Source organism: Klebsiella sp. KTE92, assembly GCF_000398905.1.
Lineage (GTDB): Bacteria > Pseudomonadota > Gammaproteobacteria > Enterobacterales > Enterobacteriaceae > Klebsiella > Klebsiella variicola.
In genome coordinates this window covers 2,843,521-2,859,640 of the sequence record NZ_KB976100.1, presented here as the reverse complement: position 1 = coordinate 2,859,640, position 16,120 = coordinate 2,843,521, and the positions used below count along the sequence as shown (strand labels likewise).

The window sequence follows — 16,120 nt, the reverse complement described above, 5'->3', positions numbered from 1 at the left end:
TCGTGTATTGCGAGTACAGCGGGTCAGAGGTTTATCCCCGGTGGCGCTGCGCTTACCGGGGCTACGGGTTCTCAGTGGTCTGCGGACCGGTAGCCCGGATAAGGCGTGGACGCCGTCATCCGGGAAAAGTCATTACGGGCGAGTTCCAAACTCGCAGCTTTGCTGGGTCCAGCGGCGGGCCTGCTCGCTGAGGGTGAAGCCCAGACCATGGCGTTCGGAAACCCACATCCGGCCATCGCGCAGTTCTAGCTGCTCGTTAAACAGCGGGTTCAGCCACTCGAAGTGCTCCAGCCATGGCTCCAGCGGGTAGGCGGCGGCGAGATGCAGGTGCACCTCCATGGCAAAGTGCGGAGCCAGCTTGCGACCGTGCTTCGCGGCCAGATCCATTATTTTCAGGAACGGGGAGATCCCACCGACGCGCGGGGCATCCGGTTGCACGAAGTCGCTGGCGTTGCCGAGGATCAACTGCTCATGTTCGCGGAAGCTGGTCAGCATCTCGCCGGTGGCAATCGGCGTATCCAGCGCGGCGGCCAGCTGCGCGTGGCCTTCGACGTCATAGGCATCCAGCGGCTCCTCAATCCAGATCAGATTGAACGGCTCCATTTTGCGCCCCATGCGAATGGCGGTTTCGCGATCCCACTGCTGGTTGGCATCGACCATCAGCGGGAAGTCATCACCCAGCACTTCGCGCACCGCCGTCAGACGACGGATATCCTCGGCAGTATTAGGCTGACCGACTTTTAGTTTAATCCCGCCGATGCCGTTTTCACGGGAGATAGCCACGTTTTTCAACACCTGATCCAGGGGGGTATGCAGGAAGCCGCCGGAAGTGTTGTAGCACTGCACGGAATCACGATGTGAACCCAGCAGTTTGGCCAGCGGTAGACCGGCGCGTTTGGCTTTCATATCCCACAGGGCAATATCGATAGGGGAGATAGCTTGTACCGCCATTCCGCTCCGGCCGACGGAAGCCCCGGCCCACAGCAGTTTTGTGTAGATTTTGTCAATGTCGTTCGGATCTTCGCCAAGCAGATTATCGGCTATCTCTTTGGCGTGAGCGTAAATGCCCTGGCCGCCCGCACGTTTCGAGTAGCTAAAGCCGACGCCGGTGAATCCATCCCGGGAGTGAATTTCCGCGATGATAATCGCCACTTCGGTCAGGGGTTTTTGGCGACCGGTCAGCACTTTGGCATCGCTGACGGGGGTGGCCAGCGGCAGAAAAGCCAGCGACAGTTTAACGTGGTCAATGCGGTCACCGGTTTCAGCGGCGGTTTTGACGCCGAAAGCTTTGGCGTAGGTTACGGATTCGGAATTGGCGCTTGAGGTCATACTGGTGTCCTTTTTGATAATAAAATGATTGCGCTATCATTTGTAATGGTGAAATGATTTTGACGCTACGGTAGTGGTTTTAATTTGTACAAACGATCACAATTGGCCGTTATAAAGGCGAAAAATTTGCTGTGCAGGTCACAATCCAAAACAGTTTGTGAAAAGTGACAAGTCATAATGATAGCGATAACATTTTGTATTGCAGGTCGTTGATTCTGTTAGGGGAGACGCGGCGGGCGCTGGCAATTGCGTGGGGCATCATCAATAATGCCCACAGAAAACGACTTAACACAGGGGCTTAGCCGTGAAAAGCAAAAAACCGACGCGGGCGCCGACGCTGGAGGATGTGGCTCGCAGCGCCGGGTTGTCGCCGATGACGGTCAGTCGGGCGCTGAATACGCCCCAGCTGGTCAGGCCAAAAACGGTAGAGAAAGTGATGCAGGCTGTGCAGGCGACGGGCTATATCCCCAATGCGCTGGCCGGCGGCCTCGCCTCCAGGCGCAGCAAGCTGGTGGCGGTCGTGGTACCGCAAATCAATAACAATATGTTTGTCGATACCATCCAGGCGCTGAGCGATACCCTGGCGGCGCGCGGCTACCATATGCTGCTGTGCGTGGCGGGCTATGACCGGCAGACCGAGGCCGAGCTGGTCTCTACCTTGCTTTCGCGGCGCCCTGATGGCGTGGTGTTAACCGGCATCCAGCATGCGCCGCTGTTAAAGAAAACGATTCTTAACGCCGCCACGCCGGTGGTGGAAATCTGGGATCTCACCCCGACGCCGCTGGATATGCTGGTCGGTTTTTCCCATGAAAAAGTGGGCGAAACCATTGGCGAGTATGTACTGGAGAAAGGCTACCAGCGACCAGGCCTGCTGTGGGCGGGCGATGCGCGCGCGATGTTGCGTAAGCAGGGGCTCTGTGCCCGACTGGCTAAAAAAGGGCTGGACGATGCGCCTCAGGTTGAAGTGCCGCTCCCGGCGTCGCTGGCGCTGGGGCGGCGCGGTCTGGCGGAGCTGCTCGCCGCCAGCGAGTTTGATGTGATCATCTGCAGCTCAGACACCCTCGCCCAGGGGGCGATTATGGAAGCCGAAAGCCGGGGGCTACGCGTACCGCAGGATCTGGCGGTGATCGGTTTTGGCGATCTGGATTTCGCCGCCAGCAATCGTCCGGCTATCACTACCGTCAGCGTCGACCGTCATGCCATCGGTGAACGGGCCGCTACGCTGCTGGCTGACCGCATCGAAGGAGGAGAAGACAGCGGGGTGATTATAGATATCGGCTTTCAGCTGGTGGCACGAGAATCGGCGTAGGCCTGCCTTTTCAGGGCATGGTGTGCCGGGTGGGTGAGCGGCGAATTTCTGCCTACACTTAGGCTTTACCCTGGAGGCAGACCATGATTACCGTTTATGGCGTGCCGGGATGGGGCTCGACGATTAGCGAGCTGATGCTCTCCCTGGCCGATATTCCCTACGAGGTGGTTGACGTGGAGGGCTTTGACCAGCCCGGTCCGGCGCGCGAGCGTCTGCGGCAGATTAATCCGCTGTGCCAGGTGCCCACCCTGAGGCTGGCCGATGGGAGCATCATGACCGAAACCGCCGCCATCGCGCTGATGATCCTCGATCAGCGTCCCGATCTGGCCCCCGCGCCGGGGACGCCGCAGCGTCAATAGTTCCAGCGTCTGCTGGTCTGGCTGGTGGCCAACATCTATCCCACCTTTACCTATGCCGATTACCCGGAACGCTGGGCGCCCGCCGCCGCAGAGCAACTGGTGGAGAATTGTCGCCAGTACAGGAAAAATCTCTATCTCTGGTTCGAACAGCAGCTGGCTGCCGGGCCGTGGGCGCTGGGCTCGTCGGTAACGTTGCTGGATTGCTATATCGCGGCGATGTACAGCTGGGGGCCGCGACAGGCGTGGTTTGACGACCACGCGCCAAAATTCGCCGCCATCGCCCGGGCGGTCTGTCAGCGACCGGAACTGGCCGTGGCGCTACGCCGTAACAAGCTGATTTAACGCACGCGATGGCAACCAGAACGGCCATTCTGTGGTAGCGTTATGGCTCTGACCACAAGGAGTCTTTGCTATGCCGCATGTAGATATTAAATGTTTTCCCCGTGAACTGACTGACGAACAAAAAACCGCGCTGGCCGCCGACATCACAGAGGTGCTGATCCGCCATCTGAACAGCAAAGAGAGCGCCGTCAGCGTCGCGCTGACTCAGGTTGAGCCGGACGCGTGGCAGGCGGTGTGGGACAGTGAGATCGCCCCGCAGATGGCGCAGCTGATAAAGAAGCCGGGTTATAGCATGTAATTGCCACTGGCGGGCATGATGCCCGCCAGTGACGCTCGGTCAGAACCAAATCTCCGTCTGCACGCCGAAGTTCCATGTCCCGCCAGCGGTAAAGCCTTTGCTGCCGAAATCATCGTTGATCGCATAACGATCCAGGTCTTTATCCCAGTTCATCCACGTGACAAAGAAACGTATCTCCGGCCGCGCTTTGATATCAAACACATCGCCCACTTTAAAGGTGGGGGCGAAGGTCAGCTTGTAGAAATCACCGCGGACCGCCTGATACTGATAAACGTTGTCATTATAGCGATAGCTGCGCCCGTTCGGATTGAGATCCATATACTGCCACGAGGCCTCATACAGCAGGGCGAAGTGAGCGGAGATCCCTTGCGATACCCGCAGGTTAAATGTCGCCCAGTCGTAGCGGTCGCCGTCGCGATAGCGGTCTTCGCTGTGCTGGGCTATCACCGACGGCGCCAGCTGCCAGTTTTTCCCCAGCGGCAGGATCCCGTACGACGCAAAGCGCAGGGAGGCCGCGTTCTCGGTCAAGTCGCCATCGCTCCCCGGCTGACGCGCTTCGGCGCCCAGCCCGACGCCGTACTGCAGTGCGCTTTCCGACACCCCTGGCGCCAGGCCGTAGAACTGCTGTTTGTCGTGCAGGGCCAGCATCGCGTAGTAGCCGTTTTTGGCGGTGTTATCGCTGCGCAGGGCATAGCTCCCGGTGGTCGAGGTATTATCTTTCAGGTCATCGTTACCCTGGGCGGTCATCACCGTGGTCATCAGCTGCCAGTTGCCGTAAAAATGGTTGGCGGTGAACAGCAGATTCTGGATGTCATTATCCGCGTAATTATCGCTGCCAAGGTCGCCGAAGTTACGCGCATACACCGAATAATCGCCGCGCAGGCCGCTTCCCCAGTCGACATCATTGATCCCGCCGCCGGTGCCACCGAGGAACATGATGTCGCTATCGGTAAAGTGGATATCGAAGTTATCCCGATCGAAGCGTTTGCCGGCCCAGATCGAGGCGCGTTTTAACGGCCCGGTGAACTCGGCGAAGTCGCCCATCTCGACGTACAGCTGACGAATGTTCAGATGGTGGCTGTCGTTGTCCTGAACCCACGGATCCGGGTTGGTGGCCCCGTCGGCGAGCATGGTCTTAAAGCGCGCCCATGAGCCATCGTTGAAGGTGAACTTTTTGCCAAAGCTCAGCTCAGCGTAATTATCTTTTTCGTTGCCGAGACGACCGACGTGGGCATCGCCGTTGAGCGAACTGGCCGGGGAGATGCCTGGCCCGCCGCGGGCGCCTTTGCCGTGGCTGTTGACTAACATTCCGGAACGGGCGTAGGCGTTAAAGGTAAAGCCATCGTCCGGGGCGCGCTTCGCCAGCTGTTCGCTCAGTTGCTGATTGGTAGCCTGCTGTTTTTGTTCGCGAGCCGTGGTCTGTTGGCTGAGCGCCTGCACCTGCTGCTCCGCTGCCGCCGCGCGCTGTTCGGCGGCGGCGGTTTGCTGTTCTGCCCGCTGCGCGCGGCGGCTGGCTTCGCTGGCCTGCTGTTCGGCGAGATTGAGGCGCGCTTCGAGCTGCGCCAGCCGTTGTTCGACGCTCAACCCGGCGGCGCTGGTGAGTGGAAAAAGGGCGCAGCAAACCGCTGCGCTAATCACAGAGATACGCATAAAAGTCCTTAATTTATCCAGAGGTTAAAGCAGCGGGGCGCCTTACATGGCGGGGGATTCTCCGGTGGCCGGGGCTGGCGAGGCGCCGCGTCCGGCATCGAGGTCGGCACGGATCTGCTCATACTGATCGTCGAGACGGTAGAAGCGGCCCATCCACAGCATCGAGGCGAGGATCAACAGCGCCGGAATGTAGAGATAGCAGGCCTTGATGGCCAACAGGGCGCTGTCGCTTTGCGCCTGGTTGGCGATATAGCCGCCGGAGGAGAGCAGTGCCCCGGTGATCGCCCCGGCGCCGGCCATCGCCACCTTGCCGAGAAAGCCGTTTATCGAGGTCAGGATACCCGCGGTATTAATGCCGGTTTTCCACACGCCGTAATCCACCGGGTCGGCCTGCATCGAGAAATAGATAGCCGTGCGCTGACCGGCGCCAAGGGAGAGGATCACCGCCCCGACGATCAGCCCCAGCGCGTAGGTGCCAGACAGCATCATCATCCCCATCCCGAGCAGATTGACCGCGCTGGCCACCAGATAGACATGACGTTTTTTCATGCGTCGGGCCAGCAGCGGGACGCTGAGGGTGCCGAGCAGGGGAACGAAGGTGGAGATCCCGGCGATAACCGCCGTCAGCTCGGTATTCCCGACGTAATAGTGGAAGAAGTACACCAGCGCTCCGGTCTGAAAGAAGAATGCCCCCCACATCAGAAATATATTGCTGGCGAAGATCCACCACGGACGATTGGCGCGCAGGCTAATCCAGGCGCGTTTCAGGGTCATGCGCTCCCCGCTGAGGATGATCTTTTCTTCGACGTTGCGAAAGCTCACCAGCAGGAAAAAGGCCGCCAGTACGCCAAAAATCACCGCGGTATAGAGGAACCCCTGCTGCTGGTCGCCTTTGCCCAGCATGCCGACCAGCGGCAGGGTGGCCACGGCGACGATGGTGGCCCCGAGGGATCCCAGCAGAATACGTACCGCCGACAGCGTGGTGCGCTCTGCGGAATCACTGGTTAAAAACGGCAGCATGGCGCAGAACGGAATGTTCACCAGGGTGTAGAGGAACGACAGACACAGATAGGTGATAAAGGCGTACAGCAGTTTGCCGGTGGTGCCGAAATCCGGCACATAGAAGGCCAGAATACACAGCAGACCAAAAGGCAGGGCACCAATCAGCAGCCAGGGACGGCAGCGCCCCCAGCGGGTGGCGGTATTGTCGATCACCAGCCCCATCAGCACGTCGGCCACGCCATCCACCAGCCGGGTAACCAGGAACATCAGCCCAACGTAATAGGCCGGGAGGCCCATCACGTCGGTGTAAAAGAACATCAGATACAGAGAGATCATCTGCCACACAAGGTTGCAGGAGAGATCGGCAATGCCATAGCCAAGGCGCTGCCGCCACAGGGTAAACGTTGTTTCTGCCATAAATCACTCGCTTATCGTTGTTGTTAAAGTCCGTACTGGCGAATAAACCAGGCCGGGGTACAGCTCCACGCATGGCAGTAACTGTTAATGAGCTTACTGCCATACGGGGAAAAGTCAGGATGCTGTGGGTCGAAAATTTCCCAGAAGGTATCGGCGCCGGAGTCAACCATCGCCCCCCAGTAGGCTTTGATCTCCGCCACCGCCTCCTCGCGCAGGCCGCACTGCAGCAGGGCGACAATGTGATGATGGCGCAAGTACGGGGTATTCATGGCAATGGCGGGCGGCTGTTGCTGCAGGCGGCGCATCAGCGCTTGCCGCTGCCCGGCGGTGCCAACTTCCGCCAGTACCAGCCAGATCTGCGATGCCCATGAGACCTGGCGCGCGGCGCCGCTGATAAACACCTGCCGCTCGCTGTCCCACAGGTGGCGGAGGGCGGCCTCTTTCAGTTGCGCGAGCGTAGCGGTGTAGTCGGCTACCCGCTGCGGTTCAACACGCTGCGCCAGCCAGAGGGCACGCTGCAGGCAGTAGATAAGCACCCCCTGCGCCGACGACTGTTTATTCAGCTCTGCCTGCCAGTCGATAAATGCCCACCAGTCATCGCTGTCGCGCACCAGACCCTGGGGATCGCAGCGGGTCAGCGCCAGCTCGATTTGCCGCCGCGCCGTGGGCCACAGCTCACCGACGGTTTCCGTGTCGCCGGTGCTTTGCAGGTAGTTATAAAGTACGTCGATAAAAAATAATGAATAATCAAAGAGAAAGGTGTCATCGGCGCGCACATCAGGCTGGACAAAGACATTGGCGGAGACCATGCCGTCTTCCCGGGTATGGCCGGCAAACAGGTACAGGCAGCGGCGGACCAGATCGTGGTGGCCGAAGGTCACGTCATTGACCAACGCCTGCAGGCGCAGGTCGCCGAGCCACAGCCGACGGTCGCGTTTCGGCCCATCCTCAAATACCTCCTGCATGCAGTTTTGCAGGGTGCGAACCGCGACGCTATCAATGGCTTTCAACTGCGGATCGGCGATGACCGCCGGCTGCGGGCTGCCGGCTGAGGTAACGGTTTCCAGGGCTATCTCATCGAACTGCAGACGAAATTTGCGCGACAGCGCTTTGACCTCCACCTTCAGGTAGCGCAGGCAGTAGCGACGCGGCAGGTCAACCCGGGCGGGCAGGACGTCGAGCCACAGATCCTGTTGCTGCAACCAGCTACTGCTCAGCCACCCCTGGTACTCGCTGAACGGCTCGCAGACTTCGCTCAGCGTTTCGCCGAAGGTGAAGTGCAGATGGGCCGGGGCATCCGGCGGGCTGCCGACGCTGCGGCAGCTGAACTGCAGGTAGCCAACAAAATGGCTGCCAAAATCAATGATGATGCTGTCGCCGACGCGAAGCGGCTGCTGATAAAACTGCTCAGGCGTGCAGACGGTGTGTCCCCGCCAGCCGTTCAGCGCCGCCGGATCGGCGACGGCTTCGACGATGGCCTGCGGCGCCTGGCGCTGACGATGCAGCGCGGGCGTCAGGGCGGCCGCCCGCTCTAATAAATGCGGATGGCGGGTCATCGCCACACTGGAATTGTATTGAATTGCCTGTGACATACTGCGTCCTCTCCATTAGGTTAGGCGCAGCATAGGCCGTCGTCTGGCGGCGCCACCACTCTGGCAATGCCAAACCGTCAGTGAAAATGGCAGGAATAATGAGGTGGGGGCGCTGGCGATCACAAATCCGCACATCGGGCGCGTGGCGAAGGTCGGAATAGATTATCGTGCCCCTGCGCACCAGGCTGTTCAGGATTTGCTGTAATGATGACACTGACCGTTGAGTATTATTTCACCCATCCCCAGGATAAGCTCGGCATGTACGCCAGCGACCCGGAAGATAATAGCCAGGAGCATGGCCACGAGTTTGCTGAGCTGGTGATCGTCGAGGAGGGGCATGGATTACACGTTATTAATGGCCGCCCGCTGTACATCCAGCAGGGCGATGTATTTTACGTCCAGCCTGGCGATGTCCACTATTATGATGAACTGGGGACGCTGAAGCTGATTAATGTCTTAATTAATCCGGCGGTGGCCTTTCGCTATTTACAGCAGATGGAGGGATTGCTGCAGCAATTATCGGCGCAGCGTGCCGCCTGCTATGGCTGGCTGGCGCCGGAGACCCGCAGCTATTGTCGGGAACTGCTGGAAAAGATATTTTCCCCGGCGCTGAGGGCGGCGGATAATACCCCGCAACGGGAGTCTCTCTTTTTCCAACTGGTGACCACCATTCTCACAGCCGAGTCGGAAGCCGAATATAGCAGCACCCGCTATAAACTGCATAAATTACTCACCTGGCTGCAGGAGCACTGTTTCGAAGAACATAACTGGCAGCAACTGGCGGAGCAATTTCATCTCACCACCCGCACGGCGTTTCGCCATATTAAAGAGGCCACGGGCTTAACGCCGGATAATTATCTGAAACGTCTGCGACTGGTCTCCGCGCGGGTCAAATTACGTGAAACGGAGATGTCCATTACCGAAGTGGCTTATCTGTGCGGCTTCGCCAACAGCAACCACTTTACCACTCTGTATAAAAAAGTGTTTGGCCTGACCCCCAGCGCCGATCGCCGCCGCCCACCGGGTTAAAAGGGGGGCCGCAGGCTGGGCAGGGGAAAAACCTGCCGCCTGCGGCAAGTCACGCTTACTCGTCGAGGGAGTTTGCCCGCACATGACGACCGCTGGCGACAAAATTGCCGGTGCCAAGATGATGCAGGGTATTGAGCTTATCGTCGTCGAACTGCCAGTGTCCGGTGACGAATGCGCGTTCATCGGCGGCGGCAGACACCACCTCCCCGAACAGGGTGTCGTACTGGGTCTGGGCCGCCGTCGCCGGCAGCAGGCGGCACTCCATCCACGCCAGACACTTCTCCTCGATCAGCGGCAACCCCAGCTCCGGGCCGGTCACTACCGGGATCCCCCAGGCATTGAATTTGTCCTCATCGCGGCCGCTGACGCTGCCGACGGCGTAGGTCCAGCTGGCGGCGGCGACGCCGGGGACCACAATGCCGAAGGTGCCGTTGCGCTCGATGACCTCCCGCGTCCAGGTACTTTTATCCACCACGATAGCCACCCGCGGCGGGGCGAATTCCACCGGCATTGACCAGGCGGCGGCCATGACGTTGCGCCGGTCAGACGGGGCATCGTAGCTGGTGATCAAAATGGTTGGGCCGTGGTTGAGCAGGCGGCTGGCGTACTGCAGTTCAACGTGGCGAAAGCGGCTCATAGGCGTTCCTTGAATAATGGGTCGGTTGGCAGGTAACACGTTAAGCCGCAATGAAAATGTAATCAATACGTCATCTCGTCTGACTATAGTCGCCAGCACTAAGTCCCAAAGAGGATCACAATATGTTGGCTCCCCTGATGTTATCCCAGGTGAGCGTGCCCCGTCGGATGTCGGCCGCCGGGCAGGTCTCGCTGTCCCGAAAGGGAGGGCGATGATGCGCACGCTGACCCCTATCACCCTGCAGGAGGTCTCTTTTGCCTTCGCAGAGACTCCCGTTCTTGACCGTTTCTCGTTGCATATCGAACCCGGCCGCATCGTGGCGCTACTGGGTCCGTCCGGCTGCGGCAAAAGCACTTTGCTGCGTCTGCTGGCCGGGCTGAGCGTGCCGGTCAGCGGCGAAATCCGCTTTGGCGACAGGCTGGTCGCTCGCGCAGGATGGGGATTGCCCCCGGAGCAGCGCGATATCGGCATGGTTTTTCAGGATTACGCCCTCTGGCCGCATATGAGCGTGGCGCAGAACGTCGCCTTTCCGCTGCGCATGCGAGGTGTCTCCCGTAGCGAACGCGAGCGCCGGGTGAGCGAGGCGCTGGCGCGGGTAGGCCTCAACGGTTTCGCCGAACGTAAACCTTCTGGTCTTTCTGGCGGTCAGCAGCAGCGGGTGGCGCTGGCGCGGGCGATCGTCGCCGCGCCGCGGGTGCTGCTATTTGATGAACCGCTCTCCAACCTGGATAGCGAACTGCGCGAATCGCTGTGCGGCGAAATGAGCCGCCTGTTGCGACAGCTCGGCATCACCGCCGTGTATGTCACCCATGATCGACGTGAAGCCGAGCTGTTAGCTGACCAGATTGTCTATTTATCCGCGGGCCGCGTGGCCGCTGTCCGCGCCGTTACGCCAACCTCAGGGGAAGTTGCATGAACACCGTTATGACCGTTAAGAAAGGAGTGGTACTCGCGATGGCTCTTTCCGCCATGATGCTCTCCAGCGCCCATGCGCTGACCGTTTACACCGCCGGACCCGGCTCGCTGGCGAAAAGCCTGGCCAGCGGTTTTGAACAACAGACCGGGGTGAAGGTGACGGTTTTCCAGGCCACCACCGGCAAAGTAATGGCCCGACTGGAGGCCGAGCAGGCCAACCCGCAGGCGGATGTGCTGATCTCCGCCTCGTGGGATACCGCCGAAGATCTGCACCAGCGGGGCTGGTTGCTGCCTTTTGCGAGCGCCAATGCCGACCAGGTACCGGCGAACCTGAAATCGGCGGACTATATCGCCCAGGGCGTCTCCGCCCTGGGCATTGTCTGGAACAGTAAAAGCGGTACCCCGGAACCGAAAGAGTGGCGGGATCTCACCCAGCCGGCGTTTAAAGACAAGGTGACAACCCCCGACCCGGCGCTCTCCGGCGCGTCGCTGGATTTGCTGATCGGGCTGCAAAACAGCATGGGCGACCAGGCCTGGCAACTGTTTGACGATCTGAAAAAGAACGGCATGGTGGTCAGCGGACCCAACGCCCAGGCGGTGACGCCGGTGATGCAGGGGGCGAAAGCGGCGGTGTTTGGCGCGGTGGATTATGTCTCCTACGGCAATATTCAGCAGGGCGAGTCGCTGAAGGTGATCTTCCCGGCCAGCGGAACGGTGATTGCCCCGCGCCCGATGATGATCCTCAAAACCAGCCAGCATGCCGACGATGCCAAAGCCTTTATCGATTATGTTCTGTCGCCGGAAGGTCAGGCGAGGGTTGCCGATGCCTGGCTGATGCCCGCCCGCCGCGACGTGGCGGCCAAACGTCCGTTACTGGACGCGCTGAAGGTGCTGCCCACCACCAGCGAAGGCAGCAGCGAACGGGGCGCCGTGCTCGCCCGCTTCAGTCAGCTGTACGCGCAGTAATTGCTCCTGTTCCTCCAGCGCTGGCCGCCGGGGGACCCCTCAGCTTCAGGAACCGGTTGTGAAACAAACATTCCTTTCCGGCGCGACCCTCGCTGCCCTGGTGATGCTGGTCGCGTTGCCGTTAGTGTTTATTCTGCTGCAGGCGATTTTTCCCCATTTTAGCGCCGGTTCGCTCGGGGACGCCTTTGGCGGCGTCTCGGCGCTGCTGGCCGATCCCCAGTTACCGGCGATGCTCGGCGGTACGCTGTGGATCGCCGCCGGCGTGGCGCTGGTCAGCGTAATGATTGGCCTGCCGCTCGGCATCCTGCGCGGTATGTTTTCGCTGCCGCTGCCCCGACTGTGGGATCTCCTGTTTTTGATCCCCTTTCTGACGCCACCCTATATCTCGGCGCTCTCCTGGATGCTGGCCCTGCAAAGCCAGGGCTATCTGCAGCAGCTGACCGGCTGGCAACTGAACGATCTGCTGTTCAGCCGCAGCGGTATCGTGCTGGTGATGACCTTTAATATTTTCCCGGTGGTGTACTTTGCCGTCTCCCGCAGCCTGCTGGCGAGCGGGACCCGGCTGGCGGTGGTCGCCCGCGTCCATGGCGCCAGCGCCTGGCGCGCCTTCTGGCACGTGACACTGCCGATGCTCTCCCCGGCGCTGGCGGCGGGCACGCTGCTGGCGTTTACCCTCGCTATCGAGGAGTTTGGTGTACCGGCGGCGCTGGGCAGCCGGGCGGGAGTGGTGATGCTGACGGTCGGTATTGAGAAAAAGCTGGCCGACTGGCCGGTGGACCTTACCGGCGCCGCGCTGCTGTCGCTGCTGTTGATGGCGGTGGCGTTGTTCGCCTGGTGGCTGCAAAAGCGGCTGGTGGGGGAGAAAGAGGTCACCAGCGTCACCGGCAAGCCGGGAGAAAACCGCGGGGCATCGCTGGGCTGGATGACGCTGCCCGCCGTGCTGGTGATGGCGGCCGTCGGCGGCCTGGCGGTCGGCGTCCCTGCCGCCTCGATGATGCTCACCAGCGTGATGGGCACGCTCTCAGGGGGCGTGAGTATTGAGAATGTCACGCTACGTCACTTCGCGGCGCTGTTTGACCAGCAGGGGGATGCCCTGTCGGCCCTCGGCACCAGCCTGTCGCTGGCCCTGGGCTCGGCGCTGATCGTCGGCGTGCTGGGCCTGCTGGCCGCCTGGCTGGTGATGGTGCAGAAGATTAAAGGGCGCGGGATGGTGGACGCGCTGTCGCTGATGCCGGCGGCGCTGCCGGGCGTGGTGGTAGGCGTCGGTTTGATCCTGCTGTGGAATCAGCCCTTCTGGCCGCGCTCGCCCTATAACACGCTGTGGATGTTGCTGCTCTCCTATTGCTGCCTGCTGTTGCCCTGGCCGGTGCGCTATGTCGGCAGCGCGCTGCGCCAGCTGGGCCACAATCTTGAGTCCGCCGCCCGGGTGCACGGGGCGTCGCCACTGCAGGCGCTGCGGTTGATTGTCCTGCCGCTGGTCTTTCCGGCGCTGCTGGCGGCGATGCTGATGGTGTTCGCGGTGGCCTCCCGGGAGCTGGTGACCTCGCTGCTGCTCTCTCCAGCCGGTACGCAAACCGTGGCGGTGTTTATCTGGCGCCAGTTCGAACAGGGTTCCGTCGGTCAGGGCATGGCGATGGCCAGCCTGACGCTGTTGACCGGTCTGGTCCTGATGCTGACGGCGCTGGCGCTGATGCAGCGCAGCACGCGCGGTTAACGACAAGCGCACAAAAAAGACGGTCGGCGCGGAAAAATAGGCTATAAATGTCGGACACCTACAGCTGGAGGCCTTGATGAGTCCCTTTTTACGCGCCTATTTTTCCCGTCTGGGCTGGACGGGTGAGCCTGATGTATCCATTGATACCCTACGGGAACTGCATCTGCAGCATAACAGCGCCATCCCCTTTGAAAACCTCGACGTCCTGCTGCCGCGTGAGATCCACCTTGACGATCGGGCGCTGGAAGAGAAGCTGATCGCCGCCCGCCGCGGGGGGTATTGTTTTGAACAGAATGGCCTGCTGGAGCGCGTGCTGCGCGAGATAGGCTTTAATGTCCGCAGCCTGCTTGGCCGTGTAGTGCTGGCCAATCCGCCGCAGATGCCGCCGCGTACTCACCGTTTATTGCTGGTGGAAGTGGCGGGCGAGCGCTGGATCGCCGACGTCGGCTTCGGCGGCCAGACGCTGACCGCGCCGATCAAACTGCTGGCCGATATCCCCCAGCAAACGCCGCACGGTAGCTATCGTCTGGTGCATGAGGGCGATGAGTGGACGCTGCAGTTCAACCATCACGAACACTGGCAGTCGATGTACCATTTCGATTTAGGCCGCCAGTATGCGTCTGATTATGTGATGGGTAACTTCTGGTCGGCGCACTGGCCGCAGTCCCACTTCCGTCACCATCTGCTGATGTGCCGTCATCTGCCCGACGGCGGCAAAATGACCCTCACCAATTTCCACTTTACCCACTGGGAGAATAACCACGTGGTGGAGAAGATCGATTTTGCCGATGTCTCCGCGCTGTATGAAGCGCTGCAGACCCGCTTCGGGCTGGGCGTGGACGATCCTAAACATGGCTTTAGTGAAGCGGCGCTGGCGGCGGTAATGGCGGCGTTCGATACCCATCCGGAAGCCGGGAAATAACTCTCCTCATGCCCGGCGGCGCTGCGCTGACCGGGCCTGGGGGGTATGAGCCTGTGAGACGACCCTGTAGGCCGGGTAAGGCGTAGCCGCCACCCGGCATAAAAGTGGCTCCGTTCCCACAGTCATCGCCCGGCGGCGCTGCGCTTGCGCGGGCCTACGGGGTGTGAGCCTGTGAGTGGATCCTGTAGGCCGATGTAATGGACACCTCCCACCTTACGGCATCAATGTGCCAGACTGAGGTGTTAACTTCAGTTCCCAGGGGGAGGTGTCCACATGAATATTAAACGTATTGGCCTCGATCTCGCAAAACAGGTTTTTCAGCTTCATGCGGTTGATCACCAGGAACGTGTTGTGCTTCGCAAAACCCTGCATCGCGCCCGGATGCTCACCTTTTTCACCCGGCTCGAACCCTGTCTTATTGGTATCGAAGCATGCGGCTCCTCGCATTACTGGGCACGCGAGCTGACACGACTCGGTCACACGGTTCGCATTATTCCGCCTCAGTTCGTTAAGCCTTATCTGAAGGGCAATAAAAATGATGCCAATGATGCCGAAGCGATCTGCGAGGCCGTCAGCCGGCCGGGGATGCGCTATGTTGCCATTAAGTCTGAAGCACAGCAGAGCATGCAGGCTGAACACCGGGTTCGTGCCCGCCTGATCCACGACAGAACAGCGCTCAGCAACGAAATACGCGGGATGCTGGGTGAATTTGGCTTTGGACTTCCCGCTGGGTTGTCCGCTCTCCGTAAAGCACTGCCGGAAATACTTTCTCAGCAGGAAAAATGGGATAACCGCTTTATCCGTCTGCTGAGTGAGTTAACAGAAGAACTTCAGGCACTTGATGAGCGACTGAATCGTTATGACCGCCGGCTTAAACAGCTGGCGCAGGAAGATGAGCGTATCAGACGACTTCAGGAGATCGGCGGGATTGGTCCGGTAACCGCCAGCGCCCTGGTCGCCGCAGTGGGTGATGCAAAACAGTTTAAGAGCGGGCGGGAGATGGCAGCCTGGCTGGGGCTGGTGCCCCGGCAACATTCGAGCGGCGGAAAAACAAAAATGGGTCACATCAGCAAAAGGGGCGACAGCTACCTGCGAACGCTGCTGATCCACGGTGCCCGTGCGGTGCTGAATGCGTGTGATCACAAGGAGGACCGGCGAAGCCGGTGGCTTCAGTCGGTGGCAGAAAGACGTAACAGGAATATCGCAACGGTCGCCATGGCGAACAAAAATGCACGTATAGCCTGGTCGGTACTGAGCCGGGGGGAAGAGTATCGTGTGATGTGATACAGACCTGACTGAATGTCAGAGAAGCGTCATCCTGTCGTGAGATTGCGGAGTCATTAAGCAGTGATGTGTAACAGGTAAGACCGACACCTGAAAACTCCGGTTTACCCGAAGGCTCCCTGCGAAGCAAAGCCGTTAGGCCGAATGGAACCAGGTGTGCAGATAACATCATGGCCGGGTACGACGGTACCGAAAGAGAGGCCGGATATACGAAAGCATCTTACTCCCGTTACACAAAATGCAGAATGGCTTGCATAACGGGAGGTGTCCATATACGGGTAAGGCGCAGCCGCCACCCGGCATAAAAGTGGCTCCGTTCCCACAGTCATCGCCCGGCGGCGCTGCGCTTGCGCGG

13 protein-coding genes and 1 pseudogene are annotated in these 16,120 nt (G+C 60.2%); 9 read left to right on the top strand and 5 right to left on the bottom strand.

All coding sequences use genetic code 11. From position 1 onward, the window contains the following. Window positions 1-132: 132 nt before the first annotated feature. The gene (locus tag A1WC_RS11935) at window positions 133-1,329 is read right to left on the bottom strand and encodes an L-talarate/galactarate dehydratase (RefSeq protein WP_012541576.1); all 1,197 of its coding nucleotides are present in this window, start codon (window positions 1,327-1,329) and stop codon (window positions 133-135) included. A 304-nt stretch (window positions 1,330-1,633) separates the two neighbouring features. On the opposite strand from A1WC_RS11935, the gene A1WC_RS11940 reads away from it, so the two are divergent. The 3 genes and pseudogenes from A1WC_RS11940 (at window position 1,634) to pptA (ending at window position 3,637) form a co-directional block, all read left to right on the top strand. Continuing rightward, window positions 1,634-2,638: a LacI family DNA-binding transcriptional regulator gene (locus tag A1WC_RS11940; protein ID WP_016161162.1), complete on the top strand. Its 1,005-nt coding sequence runs from the start codon at window positions 1,634-1,636 to the stop codon at window positions 2,636-2,638. A gap of 83 nt (window positions 2,639-2,721) precedes the next feature. Next, window positions 2,722-3,339: pseudogene (locus A1WC_RS0125165) on the top strand (glutathione S-transferase family protein). A gap of 70 nt (window positions 3,340-3,409) precedes the next feature. Further along, on the top strand, window positions 3,410-3,637 hold the full coding sequence (pptA, locus tag A1WC_RS11945) for a tautomerase PptA (protein ID WP_002906690.1): 228 nt from the start codon (window positions 3,410-3,412) through the stop codon (window positions 3,635-3,637). Window positions 3,638-3,676: 39 nt separating this feature from the next. On the opposite strand, the gene A1WC_RS11950 is transcribed toward pptA, so the two are convergent. From A1WC_RS11950 to A1WC_RS11960, 3 genes are read right to left on the bottom strand one after another with little or no spacing between them, the layout of a single operon-like run. Further along, a complete protein-coding gene (locus A1WC_RS11950) occupies window positions 3,677-5,287 on the bottom strand; it encodes a carbohydrate porin (protein WP_016161159.1) in 1,611 nt (536 codons plus the stop codon). Between the two features lie 42 nt (window positions 5,288-5,329). Next, the gene (locus A1WC_RS11955; RefSeq protein ID WP_016161158.1) at window positions 5,330-6,706 is read right to left on the bottom strand and encodes an MFS transporter; all 1,377 of its coding nucleotides are present in this window, start codon (window positions 6,704-6,706) and stop codon (window positions 5,330-5,332) included. Window positions 6,707-6,729: 23 nt separating this feature from the next. Next, complete coding sequence (locus tag A1WC_RS11960; RefSeq protein ID WP_012541581.1) at window positions 6,730-8,298, bottom strand: family 78 glycoside hydrolase catalytic domain; 1,569 nt, start codon at window positions 8,296-8,298, stop codon at window positions 6,730-6,732. A gap of 204 nt (window positions 8,299-8,502) precedes the next feature. Between A1WC_RS11960 and A1WC_RS11965 the strand changes: the two genes are divergently transcribed. Next, the gene (locus tag A1WC_RS11965; RefSeq protein WP_016161157.1) at window positions 8,503-9,327 is read left to right on the top strand and encodes a helix-turn-helix domain-containing protein; all 825 of its coding nucleotides are present in this window, start codon (window positions 8,503-8,505) and stop codon (window positions 9,325-9,327) included. Window positions 9,328-9,382: 55 nt separating this feature from the next. Here A1WC_RS11965 and A1WC_RS11970 read toward each other — a convergent pair whose 3' ends face one another. Next, window positions 9,383-9,964, bottom strand: a complete 582-nt coding sequence (locus A1WC_RS11970; RefSeq protein ID WP_016161156.1) for a flavin reductase family protein — start codon at window positions 9,962-9,964, stop codon at window positions 9,383-9,385. A gap of 211 nt (window positions 9,965-10,175) precedes the next feature. Between A1WC_RS11970 and A1WC_RS11975 the strand changes: the two genes are divergently transcribed. The 5 genes from A1WC_RS11975 (at window position 10,176) to A1WC_RS11995 (ending at window position 15,765) form a co-directional block, all read left to right on the top strand. Beyond that, window positions 10,176-10,880, top strand: a complete 705-nt coding sequence (locus A1WC_RS11975) for an ABC transporter ATP-binding protein (protein ID WP_008804720.1) — start codon at window positions 10,176-10,178, stop codon at window positions 10,878-10,880. Further along, window positions 10,877-11,845, top strand: coding sequence for an ABC transporter substrate-binding protein (locus A1WC_RS11980; RefSeq protein WP_008804721.1), 969 nt, complete (start codon window positions 10,877-10,879; stop codon window positions 11,843-11,845). The genes A1WC_RS11975 and A1WC_RS11980 overlap by 4 nt, the downstream gene beginning before the upstream one ends. A 58-nt stretch (window positions 11,846-11,903) precedes the next feature. Then, window positions 11,904-13,559, top strand: coding sequence for an ABC transporter permease (locus tag A1WC_RS11985; protein ID WP_016161154.1), 1,656 nt, complete (start codon window positions 11,904-11,906; stop codon window positions 13,557-13,559). Window positions 13,560-13,635: 76 nt separating this feature from the next. After that, a complete protein-coding gene (nhoA, locus tag A1WC_RS11990) occupies window positions 13,636-14,481 on the top strand; it encodes an N-hydroxyarylamine O-acetyltransferase (RefSeq protein WP_016161153.1) in 846 nt (281 codons plus the stop codon). A 273-nt stretch (window positions 14,482-14,754) separates the two neighbouring features. Continuing rightward, the gene (locus A1WC_RS11995) at window positions 14,755-15,765 is read left to right on the top strand and encodes an IS110 family transposase (protein ID WP_016161152.1); all 1,011 of its coding nucleotides are present in this window, start codon (window positions 14,755-14,757) and stop codon (window positions 15,763-15,765) included. Window positions 15,766-16,120 lie beyond the last annotated feature (355 nt).